This is a genomic window from Duganella sp. AC917, from assembly GCF_979258245.1.
Map to the genome: position 1 here is coordinate 6,490,876 of NZ_OZ409848.1, position 21,422 is coordinate 6,512,297.

General features: G+C 63.0%; 10 protein-coding genes. 5 read left to right on the forward strand and 5 right to left on the reverse strand.

Features of this window, described 5'->3' with window-relative positions:
* The first annotated feature begins 4 nt into the window (after positions 1-4).
* Complete coding sequence (locus ACZ0BA_RS28370) at positions 5-1,501, forward strand: putative bifunctional diguanylate cyclase/phosphodiesterase (protein ID WP_463454468.1); 1,497 nt, start codon at positions 5-7, stop codon at positions 1,499-1,501.
* Here ACZ0BA_RS28370 and ACZ0BA_RS28375 read toward each other — a convergent pair.
* Together ACZ0BA_RS28375 and ACZ0BA_RS28380 are read right to left on the reverse strand one after the other, a co-directional pair.
* On the reverse strand, positions 1,491-4,841 hold the full coding sequence (locus ACZ0BA_RS28375) for an alpha/beta hydrolase-fold protein (RefSeq protein ID WP_463454469.1): 3,351 nt from the start codon (positions 4,839-4,841) through the stop codon (positions 1,491-1,493). The genes ACZ0BA_RS28370 and ACZ0BA_RS28375 overlap by 11 nt on opposite strands.
* Positions 4,838-6,694, reverse strand: a complete 1,857-nt coding sequence (locus ACZ0BA_RS28380) for a glycoside hydrolase family 13 protein (protein WP_463454470.1) — start codon at positions 6,692-6,694, stop codon at positions 4,838-4,840. Before ACZ0BA_RS28380 ends, ACZ0BA_RS28375 begins: the two co-directional genes overlap by 4 nt.
* 548 nt (positions 6,695-7,242) lie before the next feature.
* On the opposite strand from ACZ0BA_RS28380, the gene ACZ0BA_RS28385 reads away from it, so the two are divergent.
* Positions 7,243-9,990 (forward strand): TonB-dependent receptor, encoded by a 2,748-nt coding sequence (locus tag ACZ0BA_RS28385; protein WP_463454471.1) that lies wholly within the window; start codon positions 7,243-7,245, stop codon positions 9,988-9,990.
* A 60-nt stretch (positions 9,991-10,050) separates the two neighbouring features.
* Here the strand turns inward: ACZ0BA_RS28385 and ACZ0BA_RS28390 are convergent, their stop codons facing one another.
* Together ACZ0BA_RS28390 and ACZ0BA_RS28395 are read right to left on the reverse strand one after the other, a co-directional pair.
* Positions 10,051-11,880: a M2 family metallopeptidase gene (locus ACZ0BA_RS28390; RefSeq protein ID WP_463454472.1), complete on the reverse strand. Its 1,830-nt coding sequence runs from the start codon at positions 11,878-11,880 to the stop codon at positions 10,051-10,053.
* Between the two features lie 61 nt (positions 11,881-11,941).
* Positions 11,942-14,365, reverse strand: coding sequence for a TIM-barrel domain-containing protein (locus ACZ0BA_RS28395; RefSeq protein ID WP_463454473.1), 2,424 nt, complete (start codon positions 14,363-14,365; stop codon positions 11,942-11,944).
* Between the two features lie 207 nt (positions 14,366-14,572).
* Here ACZ0BA_RS28395 and ACZ0BA_RS28400 point away from each other — a divergent pair, with 207 nt between their 5' ends.
* The 3 genes from ACZ0BA_RS28400 (at position 14,573) to ACZ0BA_RS28410 (ending at position 19,421) form a co-directional block, all read left to right on the forward strand.
* The gene (locus ACZ0BA_RS28400; protein ID WP_463454474.1) at positions 14,573-15,898 is read left to right on the forward strand and encodes an MFS transporter; all 1,326 of its coding nucleotides are present in this window, start codon (positions 14,573-14,575) and stop codon (positions 15,896-15,898) included.
* A gap of 154 nt (positions 15,899-16,052) precedes the next feature.
* Positions 16,053-17,684 (forward strand): alpha-D-glucose phosphate-specific phosphoglucomutase, encoded by a 1,632-nt coding sequence (locus ACZ0BA_RS28405; protein WP_463454475.1) that lies wholly within the window; start codon positions 16,053-16,055, stop codon positions 17,682-17,684.
* 18 nt (positions 17,685-17,702) lie between these two features.
* The gene (locus ACZ0BA_RS28410) at positions 17,703-19,421 is read left to right on the forward strand and encodes an alpha-amylase family glycosyl hydrolase (RefSeq protein WP_463454476.1); all 1,719 of its coding nucleotides are present in this window, start codon (positions 17,703-17,705) and stop codon (positions 19,419-19,421) included.
* A 12-nt stretch (positions 19,422-19,433) separates the two neighbouring features.
* Here the strand turns inward: ACZ0BA_RS28410 and ACZ0BA_RS28415 are convergent, their stop codons facing one another.
* Positions 19,434-21,308: a sensor domain-containing phosphodiesterase gene (locus ACZ0BA_RS28415; protein ID WP_463454477.1), complete on the reverse strand. Its 1,875-nt coding sequence runs from the start codon at positions 21,306-21,308 to the stop codon at positions 19,434-19,436.
* Positions 21,309-21,422 lie beyond the last annotated feature (114 nt).

Consider the following 21,422-nt stretch of genomic DNA (forward strand, 5'->3'; position numbering starts at 1 on the left):
TCCCATGGAGCTCCTGTGGCCGGCATTGATCGGCATCACACCGTGTCTGTTGGCGCTCTGGTATGGCGGAACGCAAATGCGCGTGCTGCGCCGGCGCTGCGCGCATTTGCAAAGCGCGCTGGAAACCCAGCGCGACACCGAAATGCGGCTCGACTTCATCGCCCATCACGACTGCCTGACCGGCCTGCCCAACCGCCTGCAATTCCAGCTGCGGCTCGAACACGGCGTCGCCTACGCACGGCGCCACAGAAGCCTGCTGGCGGTGCTGTTCGTCGACATCGACCACTTCAAGCAGATCAACGACACGCTCGGCCACGAGGCCGGCGACCAGGTGCTGTTTCAGTTCGCGCAGCGGCTGCGCCAGTGCGTGCGCGAGGTCGACACCGTGGCGCGCCAGGGCGGCGACGAGTTTATCGTGTTGTTGACCGAGCTGCGCGACGCCGACGACGCGGGTCAGGTGGCCGAGAAGATCATCGCCGCCATTGCCGCGCCGTTCAGCATCCACGGCGAAGCGCTGCGGGTGGGCGCCAGCGTCGGCGTGGCGGTGTATCCGGATGACGACGAATGCATCGAAGAGCTGGTGGAAAAGGCCGACCTGGCGATGTACGCGGCCAAGCAGCGCGGCAAGGGGACCAGTGTGCGCTTCGTGCCGAGCATGCAGGTCAAGGCGTATTCGCGGCTGATCCTGGAGACGGCGCTCAGGCATGCGCTCGACCACAAGGAGTTCGTGCTGGCCTACCAGCCCAAGCTCGATTTGCGCCAACAGCGCATCACCGGCGTCAAGGCGCTGCTGCGCTGGAACCATCCGGAGCTCGGGCTGGTGATGCCGCTCGATTTTCTGCCGGTGCTCGAGGAGAGCGCGCTGATACTGCCGGTCGGCGCCTGGGTGCTGGCGACGGCGGCGGCGCAGGCGCGGCTCTGGATGGAGCGCGGTCTGGCGCTGACGGTGTCGGTGCATCTGTCGCCGCGCCAGTTCTACCAGAAGGATATCGCCGAAACCTTCGCCACGATACTGGAGCGTGCCGGCGTGCCGGGCCACCTGATCGAGCTGGAAATCACCGAAGGCATGCTGATCGACCGCAACCAGAATTGCGAAACCACCTTGCGGCGTTTGAAGGAGCTTGGCGTGCGCATTTCCATCAGCGATTTCGGCACCGGCTACGCCTCGCTCAATTATCTGCGGCGCTTCCCGGTCGACGTGGTCAAGATCGACAAGAGCTTCATCGACGAGTTGCAGGGCGGGCGCCACCCGGCCGGGACGCTCGATGCGCTCAACGGCGCGGGCGACGGCGCCATGGTGCGCGCCATCATCGCCATGGCCCACACACTGAACATGCGCGTGATCGCCGGCGGCGTCGAAACCGGCGACCAGTTGGCGCACCTGACGGCGATGGACTGCGACGAGGCGTTTGGCTTCTGCCTCAGCCCCGCCGTGTCGCCCGGCGAGGTGGAGGCGCTGCTGGCCAACCGCGACCAGGGTATCGAAGCGCTTACTTCTTAGCGCCGAAGAACCAGGTCAACGGCAGGTGCACACGGGCCGCCCACGATTTCTCGTTGTGGACGCCGTCGGGCGACTCGTAAAAATACAAATCCTCATCGAGCTTGTAGCCTTGCGCCAGCATGGCGTCGCGCATTTTCAGCACGTGATCGATGCCGTCTTTTTTGGAGCCGGCGTCGAGGTAGAACTTGACCGGCTGGCGCGCCGGCACGTTCTTCACGAACGCGTCGTCATTCCACCAGAACGAGCCGGATACGCCGGCCGCCTTGGAGAAGATCTCAGGATGCCGCTGCGCGATATACACCGAGGCCAGCCCGCCCAGCGAGGAGCCCATGATGGCGGTGTGGTCGCGGCCGGGCAGGGTGCGCAGGTTGGCGTCGGCCCACGGTTTGACCGTATCGACAACAAAGGCCATATAAGCGTCTATTTTTCCGCCGCCGTGTTTCGGATCGCAGCAGGGCGTGTATTCGTCCATGCGGTCCTTGGTGTTGTCGATGCCGACCACGATAACCGGTTCGATGGCGCCATCGGCGATCAGCCGGTCCATGGTGGTGCCGACGTCCCAGGCGACGCCGTACGAAGCGGTTTTGGCGTCGAACAGGTTTTGACCGTCGTGCATGTAGAGTACCGGATAGCGGCGCTGCGGCATGCTGTCGTAATCGGGCGGCAGGTAAATGCGCAGGTTGCGGCTATTGCCGAGCTGCGGCGACGCGAAATTTTCAACGATACGAATGGTTCCCGCCGGCGCGGCGGATGCGTGCGCGCCAGCGTCGGCCGCGGTGTCGGCCCCGGTCTTGGCTTCCGGTGCGGCCGGCATCACGCGCACGCCGTGGATGTCGAACTTGTTCGACGGTCCGTTCACGCCACCGGCGTCGCTATAGGTCGTGTTACTTTTCAGATAGGTCATGTTGTAATGGTCCTCCAGTTCCAAGCGGTAACTGCCGGCTTTGAGCGCGGCGCGGATGGGCGTCGAGTACGACGGGCCGGCCTGCTCCGGCGAGTGCGGCAGCTGTACCACGCCGCCGGCGACAACCTTGCCGTCGCCGTCTTTTAACGACAACCATTTTACGCCGCCGCTGATACCGAGGTTGATCTGGTGTGCGTTGTTGCGGTATCTGATCTGCACGGCATAGTTGCCATCGCGCGCCACCTTGATGTCGCGCACCGCGAACTTGTCGGCCGGCGCGCCCCAGCCGGCGATGCGTCCGCCGGTGGCTGCGATGCTCGACTCCACGCGGCTGTCGCCAACGCCGATGTCCACGCCTGTTTCGAGGCAGACCGGCGCGCTGTGGTGGCTGCGGTTGCCCGAACCGGTGTACATCGCCTCCACCGCGTAGCACAGGTTCCCGCCTTCCTTGTCGAGGCGAGGCGCGCGGCGATCGGCCCACTTGCTGCTCGTGACGCGCTGGGTCGCCAGTGTGCCGTTACGGTAGATGTTAAAGGCCACGCCTTTGCTCGCGCCCGGATAGGCGATGTGCAGCGTAGGCAAGCCGTAGGTGCCGCGTTCCAGCTTGACGATGCGCGGCTCGGACGGCGCATACACCGACGGATCCTCCGCCAGCGGCTTGGCGCCGACCTTGCGCTTATCCTGATGCCCCGGCAGCAGTTTTCCCAGCTGGATGTCGATCACATTGTCGTCGGCCAGCGCGGACCAATCGAGCGAAGGGCTGGCGGCCTTGCCGTTCAACGTCACCTTGTCGACCGCGTAATAGCCGTGGGTTGCTGATGGCGCGGCGGCCGGCAACAGCAGACGTACCCGCATGCGTTTTCCGCGCACGGTCAGATTGTTCAGCGTCGCCACGTCGGTGCCGGCAAAAGCTTCGCGACGCAGCTTGGCGGTGACGAAGGGCCGCAGCGCGATGCCGCTGTCGGTCGTATGCACGCCGAACACCTCGCCCACCACCATGCCGAGATAAGCGCCTACGGACCACAACTGCCTGCGCGAGTTGACCACCGGTCCGCTCAAGTCGACCTGCTTGCCCGCCACGTTGCGCTTATCCTGCAGCATCGGTTGGCCCGACAGCCACTCCAGGTTCTCCATGTTGGACAGGTTAAGGGCGGCGCTGCGCATCAGCGTATCGTAGGCCGCATCGGCTACCGCTACGTTGCCGTGCATGGCCGCGGCCTTGAGTCCATACGCCGTCACGAACGGCCACATGGCGCGGTTGTGATACACCGCCGTTGCGGCCTGCTGCGGGTAGATCACCGGCGCGCCGAGCGGGCCATGCGGATAGTGCGCCAGGATGCTTTGCGCCTGCCGCTCGTCGGCGATGCCGGTGACGATGGCCAGCGATTGCCCCAGCCAGTCGTACTTGTAAAGCGCTACGCCGTCGAAGTGGCCGGCGGTCAGGCTGCTGTACATGCCGGTGTCGGCCTGCCAGAAGCGACGATTGATGGCGCGCTTCAGATCCGCCGCCCATGTCGTGTATTTGTCGGCCAGGGCCTTGTCGCCTTGTTCCGCCGCCAGTTGCGCAGCGAGCGTCAATGCCTTGTAATGACCGGCGTTGGTCGACAGCGCCTTCGACGTCGCCATGCTCGCCAGCTCGCCCGGTATCCAGGCCGCGTAGCTTTGATCGCGCCAGTCGAGGAAGGATTCCTCGCCGTTGTACAGGCCATCGGCGCGGTCGTAGACGGCGATCCTGTCGTTTTCCAGCGTATTGGTGAGCGCCTTCAGCGCGGTGGCGGCAAACGCTGCGCGCTCCTGCGGCGCCAGCGCCTTGAGCGCTTCGTCGGCGCCGAAAGCCCAGCTGATACGGTCGGTGCTGACCGGCCAGCTGCCGCCGCTGCCGGTGTCCTGGATGATTTGCAGGCCGTCCGCGCTACCGGCGACGTGCGCGCCAGGCTTGACGCCATCGCGGTAGCCGGACAGCTTGAACAGCAGCGAGTTGCGCACGCGCTGCGGGTCCAGCATGCCCAGGCCCAGCGACGCGGCATAGGACAGGTCGCGGGTCCATACGTAGTGCCACAACTCGCCGGTTTCGAAGCACTCGCACGGAATGGCGTTGCCGCTGTTGTAGCTGCCGTCGCGGATTTCGCTGACCGAATCCTGCTTCATCTCGACACCGGCCAGCGCAAACAGCGCATCGAAGGCGAGGGAGCCGCTGCGGACGGTGGGTAGCGTGGCCGATTCCTGGTAGCCCACTTGCTGCTTGCCGCCTTCGCGCACGCGCATGGTGGTCGCCTGCGTGTAGCTGCGCAGGGCCGGGCCTTCATCCGGCGTGGAATAGCGAACGGTTTCCTGCTTGCCGTCCCAGGTTGGATAATTGGCGGTGGCTGTGGTTGCGGCCGACGCCAGCGAAGCGAGGGACATTGCGGCGCATAGCGCGGTCAGGCGAAAACTCATTGTTCAATCTCCAGTATCAGCGCCGAACGCGCCGGCAGTTTTATTTCTCCGTCCAGCGCCACGCGCCGGCCGGTCAGGACATCGACGCCGTTGCGTGCGTCACCCAGCATCTCGTGGAAGCGCGCCGTCTTCAGTGTCGTCTCGGTCTTGTTCTTGTTCAGGGCGACCATGACTTTTTTCGCATCATCGTAGCGGAAGTAGACATAGGTATTTTGCTCCGGCCCGAAGTGCATCGTTTTGCCGTGATGGATGACGGCCGCACCCTTGCGCCAGTTGAGCAGCTTTTTCGTGTAGGCCTGCGCGTCCGCCTGCCGCGCGCTCAAGCCGGCGCCGGTGAAGGCGTTGACGGTGTCGCCGCGCCAGCCGCCGGGAAAGTCCTGGCGGTACGACGGGTCATCGCGTCCCTTGGTGGTGCTGGTCATCAGGATCTCCGTCCCGGTATAGAACTGCGGGATGCGCGGCGCTGTCGCCACGAAGGCCATCGCCATGCGGAACAGGCCCTCGTCGCCATGCAGCTCGCTGTAGATGCGCGACATATCGTGGTTGCCTTCGAAGAGCACCAGATTGCCGGGATTCGGATACAGGTGATCGAGCGACAGCGCTTCGTACAGGTTGGTCAGGCCGCGCTCATCGTCGTCGGGCGCGGCCAGGGAGCGGCGCAGCGCGTCGGTCAGCGGGAAGTCCATCATGCTCGGCATGTGCGAAACATAGCCGTCGAAATTCTGTTTGCCTTGCTGCCAGTGCGCGACCACCGGCGCCAGCGTGCTCCATTCCTCGCCGACCAGGTTCAGTTGCGGATACTCCGCCATCAGGCTACCGGACCACCGGCTCAGGAAGGCCGTATCGGAATAACCGTAGGTGTCGACGCGCAGGCCGGTCAGACCGGCGTACTCGATCCACCAGATGTTGTTCTGAATAAGATATTTGGCGACGAAGGGATTGGCCTGGTTCAGATCCGGCATGCCCTGCGCGAACCAGCCGGCGGTGAAATTGCGCTTGTCCTCGGCGGACGCGTACGGGTCCTGCACGGCGGTGCGGTGGTGCGCGGTCGGCACGAACTTGCCCTGGTAGGTCAGCCAGTCCGGCGTCGGCATGTCCTGCAGCCACCAGTGCTTGCTGCCTATATGGTTGAGGACCACATCCTGGATCACGCCCAGTCCCCTGGCGCGCGCCCGCGCCACCAGGTCGCGGTATTCCTCATTGCTGCCGTAGCGCGGATCGATGCGATAGTGGTTGGTGGTGGCGTAGCCATGGTACGAATAGGCCGGCATGTCCGATTCCAGCAGCGGCGTCGGCCAAATGACCGTGTAGCCCATCTCCGCCACGTAGTCCAAATGATCGGCGATGCCCTTGATGTCGCCGCCGTGACGGCCCGAGGGGGCGGCGCGGTTCAGTTTGTCCGGCATGCCCGCGATGCTGTCGTTGGCCGGATTGCCATTGGCGAAGCGGTCCGGCATCACCTGATAGATCGCGTCGCTGCTGTTGAAGCCGACGCGCCGGGCGGAATTCTTGTCGCGGGCCAGTAGTTGATATGCGTAGCGAATGAGTTGGCCATCGCGGCGAAAGGTCAGGTCGAGCTTGCCAGGTGCCGCGTCGTGCGCGATGTCCAGGTCGACGAACAGGTAGTTTCTGTTGGCGACCCGCGACACGGAGGCGATCTTTACGCCGGGGTAGCTTAGCGCCGGTTCCAGGTCCGCGATCGCAGGCCCGTGGACCATCAGTTGCAGCTTGCTGTTTTGCATGCCGGTCCACCACGACGGCGGCTCCACGTGCTCGATGCGGTAGTTGGCCGCACTGGCGGACGCTGCCAGCAGATTGCTCAGCAGTGCGTAGGCCAAGATCATTTTCTTCATACGGTCTCCGTGGCTGGCCTTTAAGTAGTTGTACTACACCGCCAGTTTTTTATTGTCGTTGGGGCATATTCCCGGTTGAGCCGGAGAATACTCTGAATGTTCCGCTTCATCAAACCGGCGGCGACAGCGAAATTTACTCGAAATACAAAAATCCAGCATTTTTCACCCCGCCCGGATCGAAACCGTGGATTTGTGCGGCATCCAAAGGTACCGGCACCCTCACAACTCAGCAGTAAACTGACATTTGCTTTCAAAAACACGTCGTTTTTTCGGAAAATGTGTAGTTCTACTACATATGATTCGGTTGAGTCTTGTAGTGGAAATACAACGGCAAACGCATCTTCATAGGGAAGCCGCTTGCAGCCAAGCCCCGCAATACGTAGGTAAACAGAAGTTCAATTGACAGTGAATCTAGTTTTAGTACAAAATTCTCGCCGGAACGTCTTAAGAACGTCAGCTTTCCTTGGATTCCCGTGTAGTTGTGACGCCCGAATGCGGTGCGCCAATGTTGCGGGAGATTAATTTATGTCGTGTTGAGGGGACATTGAATGAGTAATTTCGCAAATAAGCGCAGCAAGACCGCTGCATTTCCACTAAAGCCGGTCGCAGCGGGATGCGCTTTGTTTGTTGCCGCGTTCGCCATCCCGGCATACGCGCAGACCACCGCCGCCGACCAGGCGCCGGCAGCGACCGAGGCGCCGATCGCTTCCGTCGTCGTCTCCGGCATCCGCCGCGGTATCGAGGGCGCCATCTCGGTCAAAAAAGATTCGAGCTCCATCGTTGAAGCCATCTCGGCCGAAGACATCGGCAAGCTGCCGGATGTCAGTATCGCCGAATCGATCTCGCGCCTGCCAGGCCTGGCCGCCCAGCGCGTCGCCGGCCGTGCCCAGGTCATCAGCGTTCGCGGCCTGTCGCCAGACTTCTCGACCACCTTGTTGAACGGCCGCGAGCAGGTCAGCACCGGCGACAACCGCAGCGTCGAGTTCGATCAATATCCGTCCGAGCTGATGAGCGGCGTGACCGTCTACAAAACCCCTGACGCCGGCCTGGTCGGCCAGGGTCTGTCGGGCACCATCGACATGCAAACCGTGCGTCCGCTGAACTTCTCAAGCCGCACCGTGGCGTTGAACGCCCGTGGCGAGAAGAATTCGCTGGGCAAAATCGGTAACGCCAAGGACACCGGCAACCGCTTCAGCGCCAGCTACATCGACCAGTTCGCCAACCGCACGATCGGTATCGCGCTCGGCTATGCGCACCTGGAAACCCCGATCCTGTCCAATGAAACCGGCCTGTACGAGCCATGGAAGCGTGACGCGCGCAACGGCCTGCCGGCCGGCACCTTCGCGTCGAACGGTATCAAGGCTGTCGCCCGCAGCGGCGAGAACCAGCGAGACGGCGTCATGGGCGTGCTGCAATACCGTCCGAACAAGCAATGGACCAGTATCCTCGACGTGTACGCATCGCGCTTCAAGGCCGAGGAAACCGCCAACCAGCTGGAAATCTCGCTGGAGCAGAGCGAATCGAACTACAACCCAGTGCAGGTCAACAACGGTACCATCGCCGGCGGCACGCTCAACAACGTGCGTCCATTGGTGCGCGGCATGTACAACAAGCGCAAGGACGATATCCGCGCGCTGGGCTGGAGCAATGAATTCCGCAACAGCGACTTCACCATCTTCGCCGACCTGAACTACTCGAAGGCCAAGCGCAATGAGACGGGCCTGGAAAACAATCTGCAATACAGCAACGGCGGCGCCTCGGCCCTGCTCGACAAGGTCAGCCTGGGCTACGGCAATGGCGGCTACTCGCGCCTGACCACCGGCCTCGATTACAGCAACCCGGCCAACCTGTTCGTGGGCAACACCATCTACGGCTCCGGCTATGGCAAGGTGCCAAGCGTGGAAGACGAACTGAAGGGCGTCAAGCTGACCGCCAACGTGCGTGCGGGCGGCGATCTGGAAAAAGTGTTCTCGAGCTTCGACTTCGGCGTCAACTACGCCGACCGCAGCAAGAGCAAGCGCCAGGCCGAAGGCGCCATCAACCTGGTCGGCGCGCCGATCGCCGTGCCTGGCAGCCTGCAGTATGGCAATGCGGACCTCGGCTTCGCCGGCGCCGGCTCGATTCCGACCTGGAACGTGCCGGGCATGGTCAGCCAGTTCATGTCGTTCCAGCCGAGCGAAGACCTGACCTACCTGATCCCGAAAGCGTGGACGGTCAACGAGAAAGTCGTGACCAGCTTCGCCAAGGCCAACATCGATACGGAACTGAGCCCGACGGTGAGCCTGCGCGGTAACGTGGGCGTGCAGATGCAGAACACCACCCAGTCGTCCGATTCGCGCTATGTCGACAACAGCGCGCCGGCCGGCAGCCAGATCAAGCCGGTCCACGACGGCAAGAGCTACACCGACTTCCTGCCAAGCCTGAACCTGGCGTTCGGCTTCGAACACGACCAGACCGTGCGTTTCGGCCTGGCCAAGCAACTGGCGCGCCCTCGCGTGGACCAGCTGCGTTCGGCGCTGGAAATCAACGTCGACACCGCCAAGCGCGAGCCGAGCGCCAGCGGCGGCAATGCCCGCCTGGACCCATGGCGCGCCAAGGCGGTCGACATTTCGTACGAGAAGTATTTCGCCAAGAAGGCGTATGTCGCCGCCGCCGCGTTCTTCAAGAAGCTGGATACCTACATCTTCACGCAGACCAAGGAATACGATTTCTCCAACTACTTCCCGGCAGGTTTCGTGACGGCTGATGGGCTGCCGCTGAACCGCCGCACCGGTAACTACACCGCCGCCTATAACGGCAACGGTGGCATCCTCAAGGGTGTGGAGCTGTCCGGCTCGATGCCGCTGAACATGCTGACCCCGGTGCTCGACGGCTTCGGTGTGAGCGCCAGCGCCACCTACACCGACAGCAAGATCGCCATTGAAGATCCAAGCGGCAGCATCGGTTCGAACATCCCGCTGCCGGGCCTGTCGAAGCGCACCACCAATCTGACCGCTTACTACGAGAAGAATGGGTTTGAAACGCGCATCAGCCAGCGTCGTCGTTCCGACTTCGTCGGCGAGATCGGCAACTTCTCGAACGACCGCGCGCTGCGTTATGTGGTGGGTGAGAATGTCGTCGACTTCCAGATCGGCTACACCTTCAACAGCGGTGCGATGAAGGGTGTTGGCTTGGTTCTGCAGGTCAACAACCTGCGCAACGCCGCGTATGAAACCTATAACGGCGACCGCGCCCAGCAGCTCGAGTACGCAAAGTATGGCCGCACTGTTATCGCGGGCATGAACTACAAGTTCTAAACCGGTTGTATCTCCGCTCTTCAGCCCCCGCCAGCGCAAGCCGGCGGGGGTTTTTTTTACTTACTGTTTTTGCGCGGCGGCGAAGGCGGCGTTTTGCTGGTCGAGCCACACCTTCAACGGCGCGAAATACTCCAGCAGCGCGCCGCCGTCGATCTTGTCCTCGCCCGATATCGCCTTCAGCGCTTCCGGCCATGGCTTGCTGGCGCCCATCGCCAGCATCTGCTGCAGCTTGGCGCCGGCCTTGGCGTTGTCGTACACCGAACAGCGGTTCAGCGGCCCCGTGTAACCGGCCTCGCGGCACAGCGCGCGGTGGAACTGGAACTGCAGCATGTGCGCCAGGAAGTAGCGCGCGTACGGCACGTCGGCCGCCACGTGGTATTTGGCGCCGGCGTCGAAACCGCCGGCCACCATTGCCGCCGGGCGCTTCACGCCCATGTACTGCTCGCGCAGCTGCCACCAGGTTTTATCGAAGTCCTCCGGCTTGGTTTTGCCGGCATAAACGTCCCAGCGCCACTTGTCCACCGAGTACGCGAACGGCAGGAACGCGACCTTGGCCAGCGCGCGGTTCAGCAGGTCGCCGATATCGGCGTCCGCTGGCGGTGCCTGCTCCATCAGGCCGACCTTCTTCAGGTAATCCGGCGTGATCGACAGCGCCACAGTGTCGCCGATGGCTTCGTGGAAGCCGTCGTTGGCGCCATTGCGGAACAGGAAGGGCTGCTTGTTATAAGCAAGGAAGTAGTAGATGTGACCCAGCTCGTGATGGATGACGGTGAAATCCTCGGCCGTCGGCGTGATGCACATCTTGATGCGCACATCGTCCTTCTCATTGAGCGGCCAGGCGGAGGCGTGGCAGACCACGTCGCGGTCGCGCGGCTTGGTCAGCAGCGAGCGCTCCCAGAAAGTCGCCGGCAGCTTCTGCATGCCCAGCGAGGTGTAGAAACGCTCGGCGTATTGCGTCATCTGTTTAGCGTCGGTCTTGCGCGCTTCCAGCACCTTGGTCAGGTCGTAGCCGCTGGCGCCGGTCTCCGGCTTGAGGATCGGGTACAGGTTGTCCCAGCTCTGGCTCCACATGTTACCGAACAGGTGGGACGGAATAGGGCCGGTCAGCGGCACCACGTCCGGGCCATAGGTTTCGCGCAGCTTATAGCGGGTGTAGGTGTGCAGCGATTCGTACAGCGGTTTGACCTGCTGCCACAGGCGCTCCATCTCGGCGGCGAAGGCCTCCGGCGGCATGTCGTACTGCGCGCGCCACATGGCGCCGGTGTCGGCAAAGCCCATCTGCCTGGCGCCCTTGTTCGACAGGGCGATGTATTCGGTGTATTTGTCCTTGTACGACGGCGATTGCGCGTGCCAGCCCAGCCACATTTCCTTGAGCTTGGGCTCTTCGCGGCTGTTCGCCAGTACCTTCTCCATCTCGCCCAGCGCCATGCAGGAGTCGGCGGTGCCGTCGTCCTTCTTGACGCAGTATTTGGCCTTGCCGTAAGCGCCGTTCAAGGCCGCCTGCAACTGGGCGTATTGTTCGCGCTCCTTTGGGTCGGCGAAGACCAGCGTTTGCTGCAACAGCATCAGCTTGCGCGCTGATTCGGCCGGCAGTTTCAGGCCGTTGAAACGGCGCGCGCCGATCGCCGCCTCGCCGGCCGCCGTCAGATAGCGCTCGGCGAAGTAGGAGGTGATCGCTTCGGTATCGTCGGTGATGAAGTTGGAACCGACCCAGGCGCCGCGCGCCTGTTCGTTGTTGAGCTTGTTGAGACGCTCTTCCGTGTCCGCCAAAAAGCGTTCGGCTTCGGCTGTGGTCGGCTTCTTGGCGGGGGCGGCCAGCGCGGTAACGCTGACGGCTGTCATGGCGGAGGCCGCCAGCAGCACGCTGATAATTTTTGGTGTCAAGTGCATCTCCCTGGGTAGTCTTATCTGCCATCGAACCGGTTGATTCGAGGCAGATAATCATACACGCTTACAGGGCGATGGAGACGGTCCGGGAAGGCATGGCGTTGGGTGGAAGCACCAATGTCAGCAGCTTGCTGCCGGCGTCCCACGTGAAGGTCGTCACCGTGCCGTCGACCCGCACCGACGCCGGCTTGGCGCCAACGTTGTGCACCGTCAGGTCGACGCTGCGCTCGGGCCGGCGGTAGTTGTCGCCGATGACCGAGTCGATAGCGATCGACAGGCCGCGGCGATATACCTTGCTGGTGAAGGTCACCAGCTCGTACTTGCCCTGTTCGAACGCCTTCGCTGTGAGGCCGTCGTCGTCATAGAGTTTGCCGGTGGCGGTTTTCACCGAGGCGTCGTGGTAGTAGTGCAGCTCGATGTTCTTGGTGGTGTAGTCGCGCGTGGTCTGCACCACGCGCGTCATCGGAATGAAAGCGCCCGCGCGCACGTACACCGGCACGTGGTCGGCGCTGAGCTTGACCGAACGGGTGGCCCCGCCGGCCTGCCGCTCGCCGGTATAAAAATCAAACCACGCGGCGGTGGCGGGGAAGTAGACGTCGGTCTTGACCGCGCCCGCCTTCGTCACCGGCGTGACCAGGAAGTCCTTGCCCCACAGGTAGGTCGACGACATCGCCCGCACCTTGGCGTTGCCCGGCTCCTCGTAGACCATGGGGCGCATCAGCGGCAGCCCTTTCTGGTTGTTGTCGAAGGCGAGCGTGTAGTTATATGGCAGCAAACGATAGCGCATGCGGATGGCGTCGCGCGCCAGCGCTTTGGTTCTGTCGTCGCGGAAGATCGGCTCGTACGGTACTTCCTCCTGCGCGTGCGGGCGGAACACCGGCTGGAACACGCCGTACTGCAGCCAGCGCGCATAGAGTTCGTTGTCCAGCACCGGGTTGGCGAAGCCGCCCAGGTCCGAGTGCATATAGCCGGCGCCCTGCATCCCCATTTGCAGCGAGATTTCCGGCTGCGATTGCAGTCCCGCCCAGCTGCGGTCCACGTCGCCCGACCACGGGATGATGCCGTAGCGCTGCGTGCCCGAATAACCGGCGCGCATCAGGATGAACGGACGCTCGGTAGGGAAGTCCTTCTCGTAGCCCTCGGCCACCAGCCTGGCCCACTGGTGCCCGTAGATGTTGTGGACCTCATCGGCGCTGCCGGTGGCGTGGCGCATGTCGGTGGGATGCAGTTCCGGCTCGCCCAGGTCGCCCCAAACGCCGGTCACGCCTTGCAAGCGTAGCTCCCGGTAGATATTCCACAGCCAGTCCTTGCCGGGCTGGCCGAAGATGTCGATCAGGCCCGTATGGCCGAAGAAGAAATCGTAGGCCAGCGGCGCGCCGTTGGCGTCGGTGCCGAGGATCTTCTTGTCGACCGCTTCCTTCCAGCGGCTCGACGTGTCGACGACGAACGGTTCGCTGATGACCACCGTCTGCACGCCTTTTTGCTTGAAGTCCGAGATCATGCCGATCGGGTTGGGGAAGTTGTCCGCGTCCCAGGCCAGGTTGCCCATCGTGCCCTTGACCTCCTTGCCGAACCAGTACAGATCGAAGACGATGGCGTCGAGCGGGATGTCGTCGGCGATGAACTTGTCGACCACTGCGCGCGCCTCCGTTTCGCTGTGGTAGCCGAAGCGCATCGCGAAGTTACCGAAGGCCCAGCGCGGCGGCATCGGCTGCTTGCCGGTCAGGTAGGTGTAGTTGTCGACCACGTCCTCCCATTTGTCGCCGGCGACGATTTGATAGGTCTTGCGGCCGCCGATGGTTTCCCAGCGCAGGCTGTTGTCCTTCTTGCTGTCGAAATCGAGGTAGCCGGTGCGGGCGTTATCGAAATGGAGCGCATACAATTTCGACGACAGCGCGATCGGCATGCCGTAGTTAAGCTGCTTCGAGGTCGCGCCGTAGCCGTAGTCCGCCTTGTTATACAGCGTGAAGCGGTTGCCGCGACGGTTCATGCCGACCGCGCGCGCACCGGCGCCATACAAGGCCTCGTCCTTGTCGAGCGCGAATTCGATCGCCTCCAGCACGCGCGGCTTGCCCTTGTTGATATCGTTGCTGCCGGTCGCGACGTCGTCGTTGACCTTCATGTAGCCCTTCTTCTCCGCCACCAGCTGCCTGCCCTTGTACGCATACGAGATCTGGAACGGCGACTTGGTGACCGTGACCACCAGGCCGGGCGTCGCGTATTCGATCTTGTTGGCCTTGTCCGAGAACGACGTGGTCACCGCCGCCGGCGCCAGCACCACCGCGTGCGAAGTCGGATCGGCCGTCTCGCCCTCGGGGATGAAGGTCGTTTCGATGATGCTGCGGGTGTAGGGCTTGATCAGATAGACGCCGTCGCTGGTGCGCACTTCCATATAACCGCCATGCAGCTTGGCGCTGGCGAAGATGCGGCCGGCGTTTTGCGCCAGCGCGGATGGGGCATGACCGGCGAACAGCGTGAATACTGCCAACGGCAAAACAGCAAGTTTTACGAAGGGATTGCTTCTCATGTGGGGTAAGGGTCTCGTGTATGTGTAGTGTTCTGTTGTTTGGCTACATTTGGCTACATAATTTGGTCCAAGGTGCGCCGTTTAGCGTTATTTTACCTTGGTATCCTTTCAATTGACACACATCGGGTGTCGTGTTATTTTGCTACAAATTATATCGGGACGCGTCGCATGAAATCTTCCAGCAGCAAGCCCATACTGTCGTTCTGGCAGCTATGGAACATGAGCTTTGGCTTTTTCGGTATCCAATTCGGCTTCGCGCTGCAGAATGCTAACACCAGCCGGATTTTCTCCACGCTGGGCGCCAATCCCGACGACTTATCGCTGTATTGGCTGGCGGCGCCGGTCACCGGCCTGCTGGTCCAGCCGATCATCGGCTACCTGAGCGACAACACCTGGCACCCGCAATGGGGCCGCCGCCGTCCGTTCTTCTTCATTGGCGCCGTGCTGGCGTCGCTGGCGCTGTTCCTGATGCCGAATTCCTCGGCGCTGTGGATGGCGGTGATCGTGCTGTGGTTGCTCGACGCCGCGATCAACGTGTCGATGGAACCGTTCCGCGCTTTCGTGGGCGACAAACTGGGGCCGTCGCAGCAGACCGCCGGCTTCGCGATGCAAACCTTCTTCATCGGCTGGGGCGCGGTGATCGCGTCGCTGCTGCCGACCATCTTCGCCGACTACCTCGGCGTGAGTAATATACCGGTCAACGGCGCCATTCCGGACACGGTGCGTTATTCGTTCTACGCCGGCGGCGCTATCTATATGAGCGCCGTGATGTGGACCGTGCTGACGGCGAAGGAAGAACCGCCAAGCGACCTCGAAGCCTTCCGCGCGGAGCAGCAACGCACCAAGGGCCTGGGCCACGCGCTCAAGGAGATCTTCAGCGGCTTCGGCCAGATGCCGAAAACGATGGTGCAGCTGGCCGTCGTGCAGTTCTTCACCTGGATCGGCCTGTTCGCGATGTGGATCTACACCACCAACGCCATCGGCGAAAGCGTCTACGGCACTACGGACGCGCAATCGGCGGCCTTCCAGCAGGCCGGCAACCACGTCGGCGTCATGTTCGCCGTCTACAGCGGCGTCGCCGCGCTGGCCGCGTTCATCCTGCCGATCTTCGCGCGCCATACCAGCCGCAAGGTGGTTCACATGACCTGCCTGGCCATCGGCGGCGTAAGCCTGATCAGCCTTTTCGCGATCCGCGATCCGAATATGGCCTTCGTGCCGATGATCGGCGTCGGCATCGCGTGGGCCAGCATCCTGACCATGCCGTACGCGATCCTGGCCGGCTCGCTGCCCGCCAACCGCATGGGCTACTACATGGGCGTGTTCAATTTCTTCATCGTGATTCCGCAGATCGTCAGCGGCGCGCTGCTCGGGTCGATGACCAAGTACGTGTTCGACGGCCACGCCGTCAAGACCCTGATGCTGGGCGGCGTATGCATGCTGGTGGCGGCGATCATGACCATGTCCGTCCAGGATAACGCGGACCCGAAGGCCTGATGCTGTAATATTGTTCGTGAGACAAGTATGATTGTGCGACGCGATTTGGCCGGAACAGGTACAACCGTCGCAGCGCGGTGACGCGCGGCCAGGTGGAACCTGTCGTTGTCACCCGATTTCACCAATTTGTCATTCTTATTCACCCGGAGCGAACATGAGCATTCAGACAGTCACCACCACACCTTTCCCTGGCCAGCGGCCCGGCACTTCCGGCCTGCGGAAAAAAGTCACGGTCTTCCAGCAGCCGGCCTATCTCGAGAATTTTGTGCAAAGCGTGTTCGATACGCTGGGCGACGTCGCCGGTAAAACGCTGGTCGTCGGCGGCGATGGCCGCTTCCACAACCGCGAGGCGGTGCAGGTCATCCTGCGCATGGCGGCGGCGCACGGCTTTGCCCGCGTGCTGGTCGGCCAGGGCGGCATTCTGTCGACGCCGGCCGTCAGCTGCGTGATCCGCAAGCACGCTGCGCTGGGCGGCATTGTGCTGTCGGCCAGCCACAATCCGGGCGGACCGGATGGCGACTTCGGCATCAAGTACAACATCGCCAACGGCGGCCCGGCGCCGGAAAGCGTGACCGAAGCGATCTTCCAGCGCACGGAGTCGATCACCGCCTACCGCATCAGCGACGCCGCCGCGATCGACCTGAATAAAATCGGCGCCTCGCGCATCGAGCAGATGGACGTCGAAGTGATCGACTCCGTCGCCGACTACGCGGAACTGATGCAGGAGCTGTTCGATTTCGACGCCATCAAAAAACTGTTCGGCGGCGGCTTCCGCATGTGCTTTGACGGCATGTCCGCCGTCTCCGGCCCTTACGCCAAGGCGATCCTGGAAGGCATGCTGGGCGCGCCGGCCGGCACCGTCATCAACGGCGAGCCGCTGGAGGACTTCGGCGGCCACCACCCGGACCCGAATCCCGTCAACGCCGCCCAGCTGATCGAGCTGATGGCCGCCGACGACGCGCCGGACTTCGGCGCCGCGTCGGACGGCGACGGCGACCGCAACATGATCGTCGGCCGCAAGTTCGACGTCACCCCGTCGGATAGCCTGGCCGTGCTGGCCGCGAATGCGACGCTGGCGCCGGGCTACAAGGGCGGCCTCAAAGGCATCGCACGCTCGATGCCGACGTCGCAGGCGTCCGACCGCGTGGCCGCCGCATTGGGCATCCCGAGTTTCGAAACGCCGACCGGCTGGAAGTTCTTCGGCAACCTGCTCGACGCCGGCCAGGCGACGCTGTGCGGCGAGGAGAGCTACGGCACCGGCTCGGACCACATCCGCGAAAAGGACGGCCTGTGGGCCGTGCTGTTCTGGCTTAACCTGCTGGCCGTCACCGGCAAGTCGGTCGAGCAGCTGGTGGGCGAGCATTGGGCGCGCTTCGGCCGCAACTACTACTCGCGTCACGACTACGAGGGCGTGCCGGTCGAAGGCGCCAATGAGCTGATGGATTCGCTGCGCATCAAGCTGGCGACCCTGAAGGGCCAGGACCTGGGCCATTACGTGGTCGATTTCGCCGACGATTTCGAATACACCGATCCGATCGACGGTTCGGTGTCGAAGAAGCAGGGCATCCGCATCGTCATGACCAACGGTTCGCGCATCGTGTTCCGTTTGTCGGGCACCGGCACCGAGGGAGCGACCCTGCGCGTTTATCTGGAACGCTACGAGGACGATCCTGCCATGCACCACTTGCCGACCCAGCAGGCGCTTTCCGCATTGATCTTGATCGCCGAGCAGGTCGGCGGCATTGAAGGATGGACCGGACGCGCGCGTCCGACCGTCACCACATAACTACTTAAGGACGACAGCATGAGATGGACGAAGTGGAGCAAACGTACAACCCTTGGAATGGCTCTGGCGCTGGCCTTCGGTGTGCCGGCAGTGGCGGCTGAAGCGGTAGCAAAATCGGTGGCCAAATCGGCGGCGACGCCGATCACCGCAAAAAAGCCATTCCTGTGGGAGAACGCCACAGTCTATTTCCTGCTGACGGACCGCTTTAACAATGCCTTCACCGGCAATGACCTGTCTTATGGCCGCAACGCCGATGCCGCGCCGCTGCGCGGCTTCATGGGCGGCGACCTGGCCGGCATCACCAACAAGATCAACGACGGCTACTTCGACAGCCTGGGCGTGAACGCGATCTGGCTCACGCCGCCGGTGGAGCAGATCCACGAAGGCACCGATGAAGGCACCGGCAAGTCCTACGGCTTTCACGGCTATTGGGCCAAGGACTTCACCGCGGTCGACGCCAACCTGGGCACCGAAACCGATTTCCGCAATTTCGTCGAAGCCGCCCACGCGCGCGGCATCCGCGTCATCCTCGACGTGGTGATGAACCATATCGGTCCGGAGACGACGATCGACAAGGCATGGCCGCAGCAGTGGGTGCGCACCGAACCGGCGTGCACGCACAAGGACGCGAAGACCACCATCGAATGCACGTTGGTGAAGAACCTGCCCGATGTCCGCACCGACAGCAACGAGGAAGTCGAGTTGCCGCCGCAGCTGGTGGAAAAGTGGCGGCGCGAAGGCCGCTACACGCAGGAGGTCAAGGAGCTCGACGAATTCTTCAAGCGCACCGGCTACCCGCGCGCGCCGCGCTACTATCTGATGAAGTGGCACGCCGACTGGGTACGCAAATACGGCGTCGACGGCTTCCGCGCCGACACCGTCAAGCACGTCGAGGCCGGGGTGTGGAAGGAACTGCGCACCGTCGCCGAGGCGGCATTCGAGGACTGGAAGCGCGCCAATCCGGACAAGAAGCTTGGAGACGACAAGTTCTACATGACGGCGGAAGTCTATAACTACGACATCGCGCACGGCCAGAATTACGATCTCGGTGGGCAGACCGCGAACTACTATCAAAACGGCTTCGATAGCCTGATCAATTTCGGCCTGGTGCGGGATGCGAACAAGGATTACGAGTCGCTGTTCAGCAGTTATTCGGCCACGCTGCATGGTGGCGCGTTGAACGGCTACTCGGTGCTGAACTATCTCGATTCGCACGACTACGACCAGCCGTTCGACCGCGAACGTAAAAAGCCGTTCGAGAGCGCGACCAAGTTGCTGCTGGCGCCAGGCGCCGCGCAGATCTACTACGGCGACGAAACCGCGCGCAAGCTCGATCAGGCCGACGCGGTCGGCGACGCCAAGCTGCGGACCTTTATGAACTGGGATGAACTGGAGCAGAACACGACACGCAACGGCTACAAGATCGCCGACGTGCGCGCGCACTGGAGCAAATTGGGCTTGTTCCGCCAGGCCCACGTGGCGGTGGGGGCGGGCGTGCACCAGCAGCTGCAAGCCAAACCGTATGTGTTCAAGCGGACGTACGACAAGGGCGGGCTGCGCGACAAGGTCGTCGTCGCGCTGGATCTGCCGACCGACAAGATCAGCACGATCAATGTGCACGGCGTGTTCGCCAACGGGCAAAAGGTCAGGGACTACTACTCTGGCAAGACGGCGGTGGTCAAGGGCGGCAAAGTCAGTTTCGGCACGCGCAACGCGCTGGTGCTGATCGGGCAATAAGCCCGACCCTTACTAACGCACTTGATGCCGGCGGCGCGACGCCGCCGTGCTGACCTTCGGCCGCGCCAGCGAGCACAAGGCGCGGGCCTGGCGCCGTGGAGCGTCGGCGGCGACGGCGTCGTCCCACGCGCTGCTGTCGCGGCACCACGCCGCGAAGGCTTCGACCTCCAGCGGACGCGCGAACAAATAACCCTGCGCCTCGTCGCAACCGGCCGAACGCAGGATCGCCAGCACCTCGCCGCTTTCCACGCCTTCCGCCACCACCCGGTGTCCCAGGTCTTGCGACATCGTGATCATTGTCCTCACAAGGCCTTGTCGACGGTAGTCGTCCTCCAACCCAAGGATGAACGATTGGTCGATCTTGACCACATTGGCCGGCATGCGCTGCAAGTACGACAGGCTGCTGTAGCCGGTGCCGAAGTCGTCGATCGCAAGGTGCACGCCGGTGCAGGCCAGCGCTTCGAGCATGGCGTTGGCCTTGACCGGCTGCTCCATGATGGCGCTCTCCGTAATCTCCAGCTCCAGGCACTCCGGCGGCAGTCCATATTGTTCCAGGCCGGCGACCACGCGGTCGGCCAGGTCCGGCTCCAGCAGATTGGCGGCGGAGACGTTGAGCGACAGCTGCAGCGCCAGGCCGGCCTTGCGCCATGCCTGTTGCTGGCGCAAGGCGCGGTTCAGTACCCAGGCGGTCGTCGCCTGCGCCAAGCCGGAGCGCTCGATGATGGGAATGAATTCGCCCGGGCCGATTGGGCCGAGTGTCGGATGGGTCCAGCGCAGCAGCGCTTCGGCGCCCACGCATTCGCCGCTGGCGATATCGATGCGCGGCTGGTAGACCAGCCGCAATTGATCGCGGCTGATCAGCGCGGCGGCGAAGTCGTTGAGCAGGTTGAAGCGGCGCCGATACAGGCGGTCTTCCACCACCGAGTACACGGCGACGTGGGTGGTGCTGTCGATGGCGTCGTGCGCGGCGCTTTGCGCCTGGCGCAGCACGTTCAAGCCGTCAGCCGTGCCGACCTCGAAAGGTGCGACGCCGATCGACGGCGTGGTGACGAACCGCAGCTTGCTGATGCTGACGCCCAGCTCCAGCTTTTCTTCCAGCACCCGCACGTAGTCTTCCAGGCGCATGCCTGCGTCGGACAGCAGCGCGAACTGCATGGCGGCGACGTGGTAGACCTTGCGGTTCGGGCCCGTCTCGGCGCGTATCCACGCGGCCGAATCGGTCACCAGCTCGTCGAGGAAGGAAGGATCCAGCGCGCGCGCGGCGTGCGACATCTGGTCCGGCGTCGCAAGATTGATCAGCACCGCCAGCCTTTGTTCGTCGGCCGGACGGTCGCGCTGCATGTCCTGGAAGTCTTCGATGAACTGGTTGCGGTTGGGCAGGCCGCTGAGCGGATCCATGCGGCCCAGCGCGTGCTGCATTTCGATTTGCGACATCACCATGGCGGCGAGGTCGGACAGGATTTTGAGTTCCGCCGGCGTGGTCTCGCGAGGCTCGGTGCCAAGTACGCACATCGCGCCCAGACAGTAGCCGTCGATGGTGGTCAGCGGCGCGCCCGCGTAGTAGCGGATGCCGCTGGCGGCCAGCGGACTATCTCGGAAAGCCACGTCGTTCATCAGATCGGGGATTACCAGCACGCTGCTGCTGTCGGCCACTTGGCCACATGGCGCTTGCAGGCGCGGGATCGATGTGTGCTCGACGCCGACACGCGACTTGAACCATTGACGGTCGGCGTCCGTCAGCGACACGGCCGCAATCGGCAGGTCGAACAGGCGCGCGGCCATGCGCGTGATGCGGTCGAACGCGTCGCTCGGCGGTGTGTCGAGCAGATTGAGTTTATTGAGCGCCTCCAGCCGGCGCGCTTCGTTGAGGTGGCAAGAAATAGTCATGATCCGGTCATTCGTAAATAGTTGACAAGGTGCTATTCAATGCGGGGTGAGGCACTGGCGGGCGCACTATGACGAAAGGGTCAAAGGCGCTTTTTGAACGGCGAAAGGTGAGCG

Excerpts from the sequence above, each read along its gene's own strand:
- ACZ0BA_RS28370 (WP_463454468.1), top strand. The coding sequence starts at position 5 with ATGGAGCTCCTGTGGCCGGCATTGATCGGCATCACACCGTGTCTGTTG.
- ACZ0BA_RS28375 (WP_463454469.1), bottom strand. The coding sequence starts at position 4,841 with ATGAGTTTTCGCCTGACCGCGCTATGCGCCGCAATGTCCCTCGCTTCG.
- ACZ0BA_RS28380 (WP_463454470.1), bottom strand. The coding sequence starts at position 6,694 with ATGAAGAAAATGATCTTGGCCTACGCACTGCTGAGCAATCTGCTGGCA.
- ACZ0BA_RS28385 (WP_463454471.1), top strand. The coding sequence starts at position 7,243 with ATGAGTAATTTCGCAAATAAGCGCAGCAAGACCGCTGCATTTCCACTA.
- ACZ0BA_RS28390 (WP_463454472.1), bottom strand. The coding sequence starts at position 11,880 with ATGCACTTGACACCAAAAATTATCAGCGTGCTGCTGGCGGCCTCCGCC.
- ACZ0BA_RS28400 (WP_463454474.1), top strand. The coding sequence starts at position 14,573 with ATGAAATCTTCCAGCAGCAAGCCCATACTGTCGTTCTGGCAGCTATGG.
- ACZ0BA_RS28405 (WP_463454475.1), top strand. The coding sequence starts at position 16,053 with ATGAGCATTCAGACAGTCACCACCACACCTTTCCCTGGCCAGCGGCCC.
- ACZ0BA_RS28410 (WP_463454476.1), top strand. The coding sequence starts at position 17,703 with ATGAGATGGACGAAGTGGAGCAAACGTACAACCCTTGGAATGGCTCTG.
- ACZ0BA_RS28415 (WP_463454477.1), bottom strand. The coding sequence starts at position 21,308 with ATGACTATTTCTTGCCACCTCAACGAAGCGCGCCGGCTGGAGGCGCTC.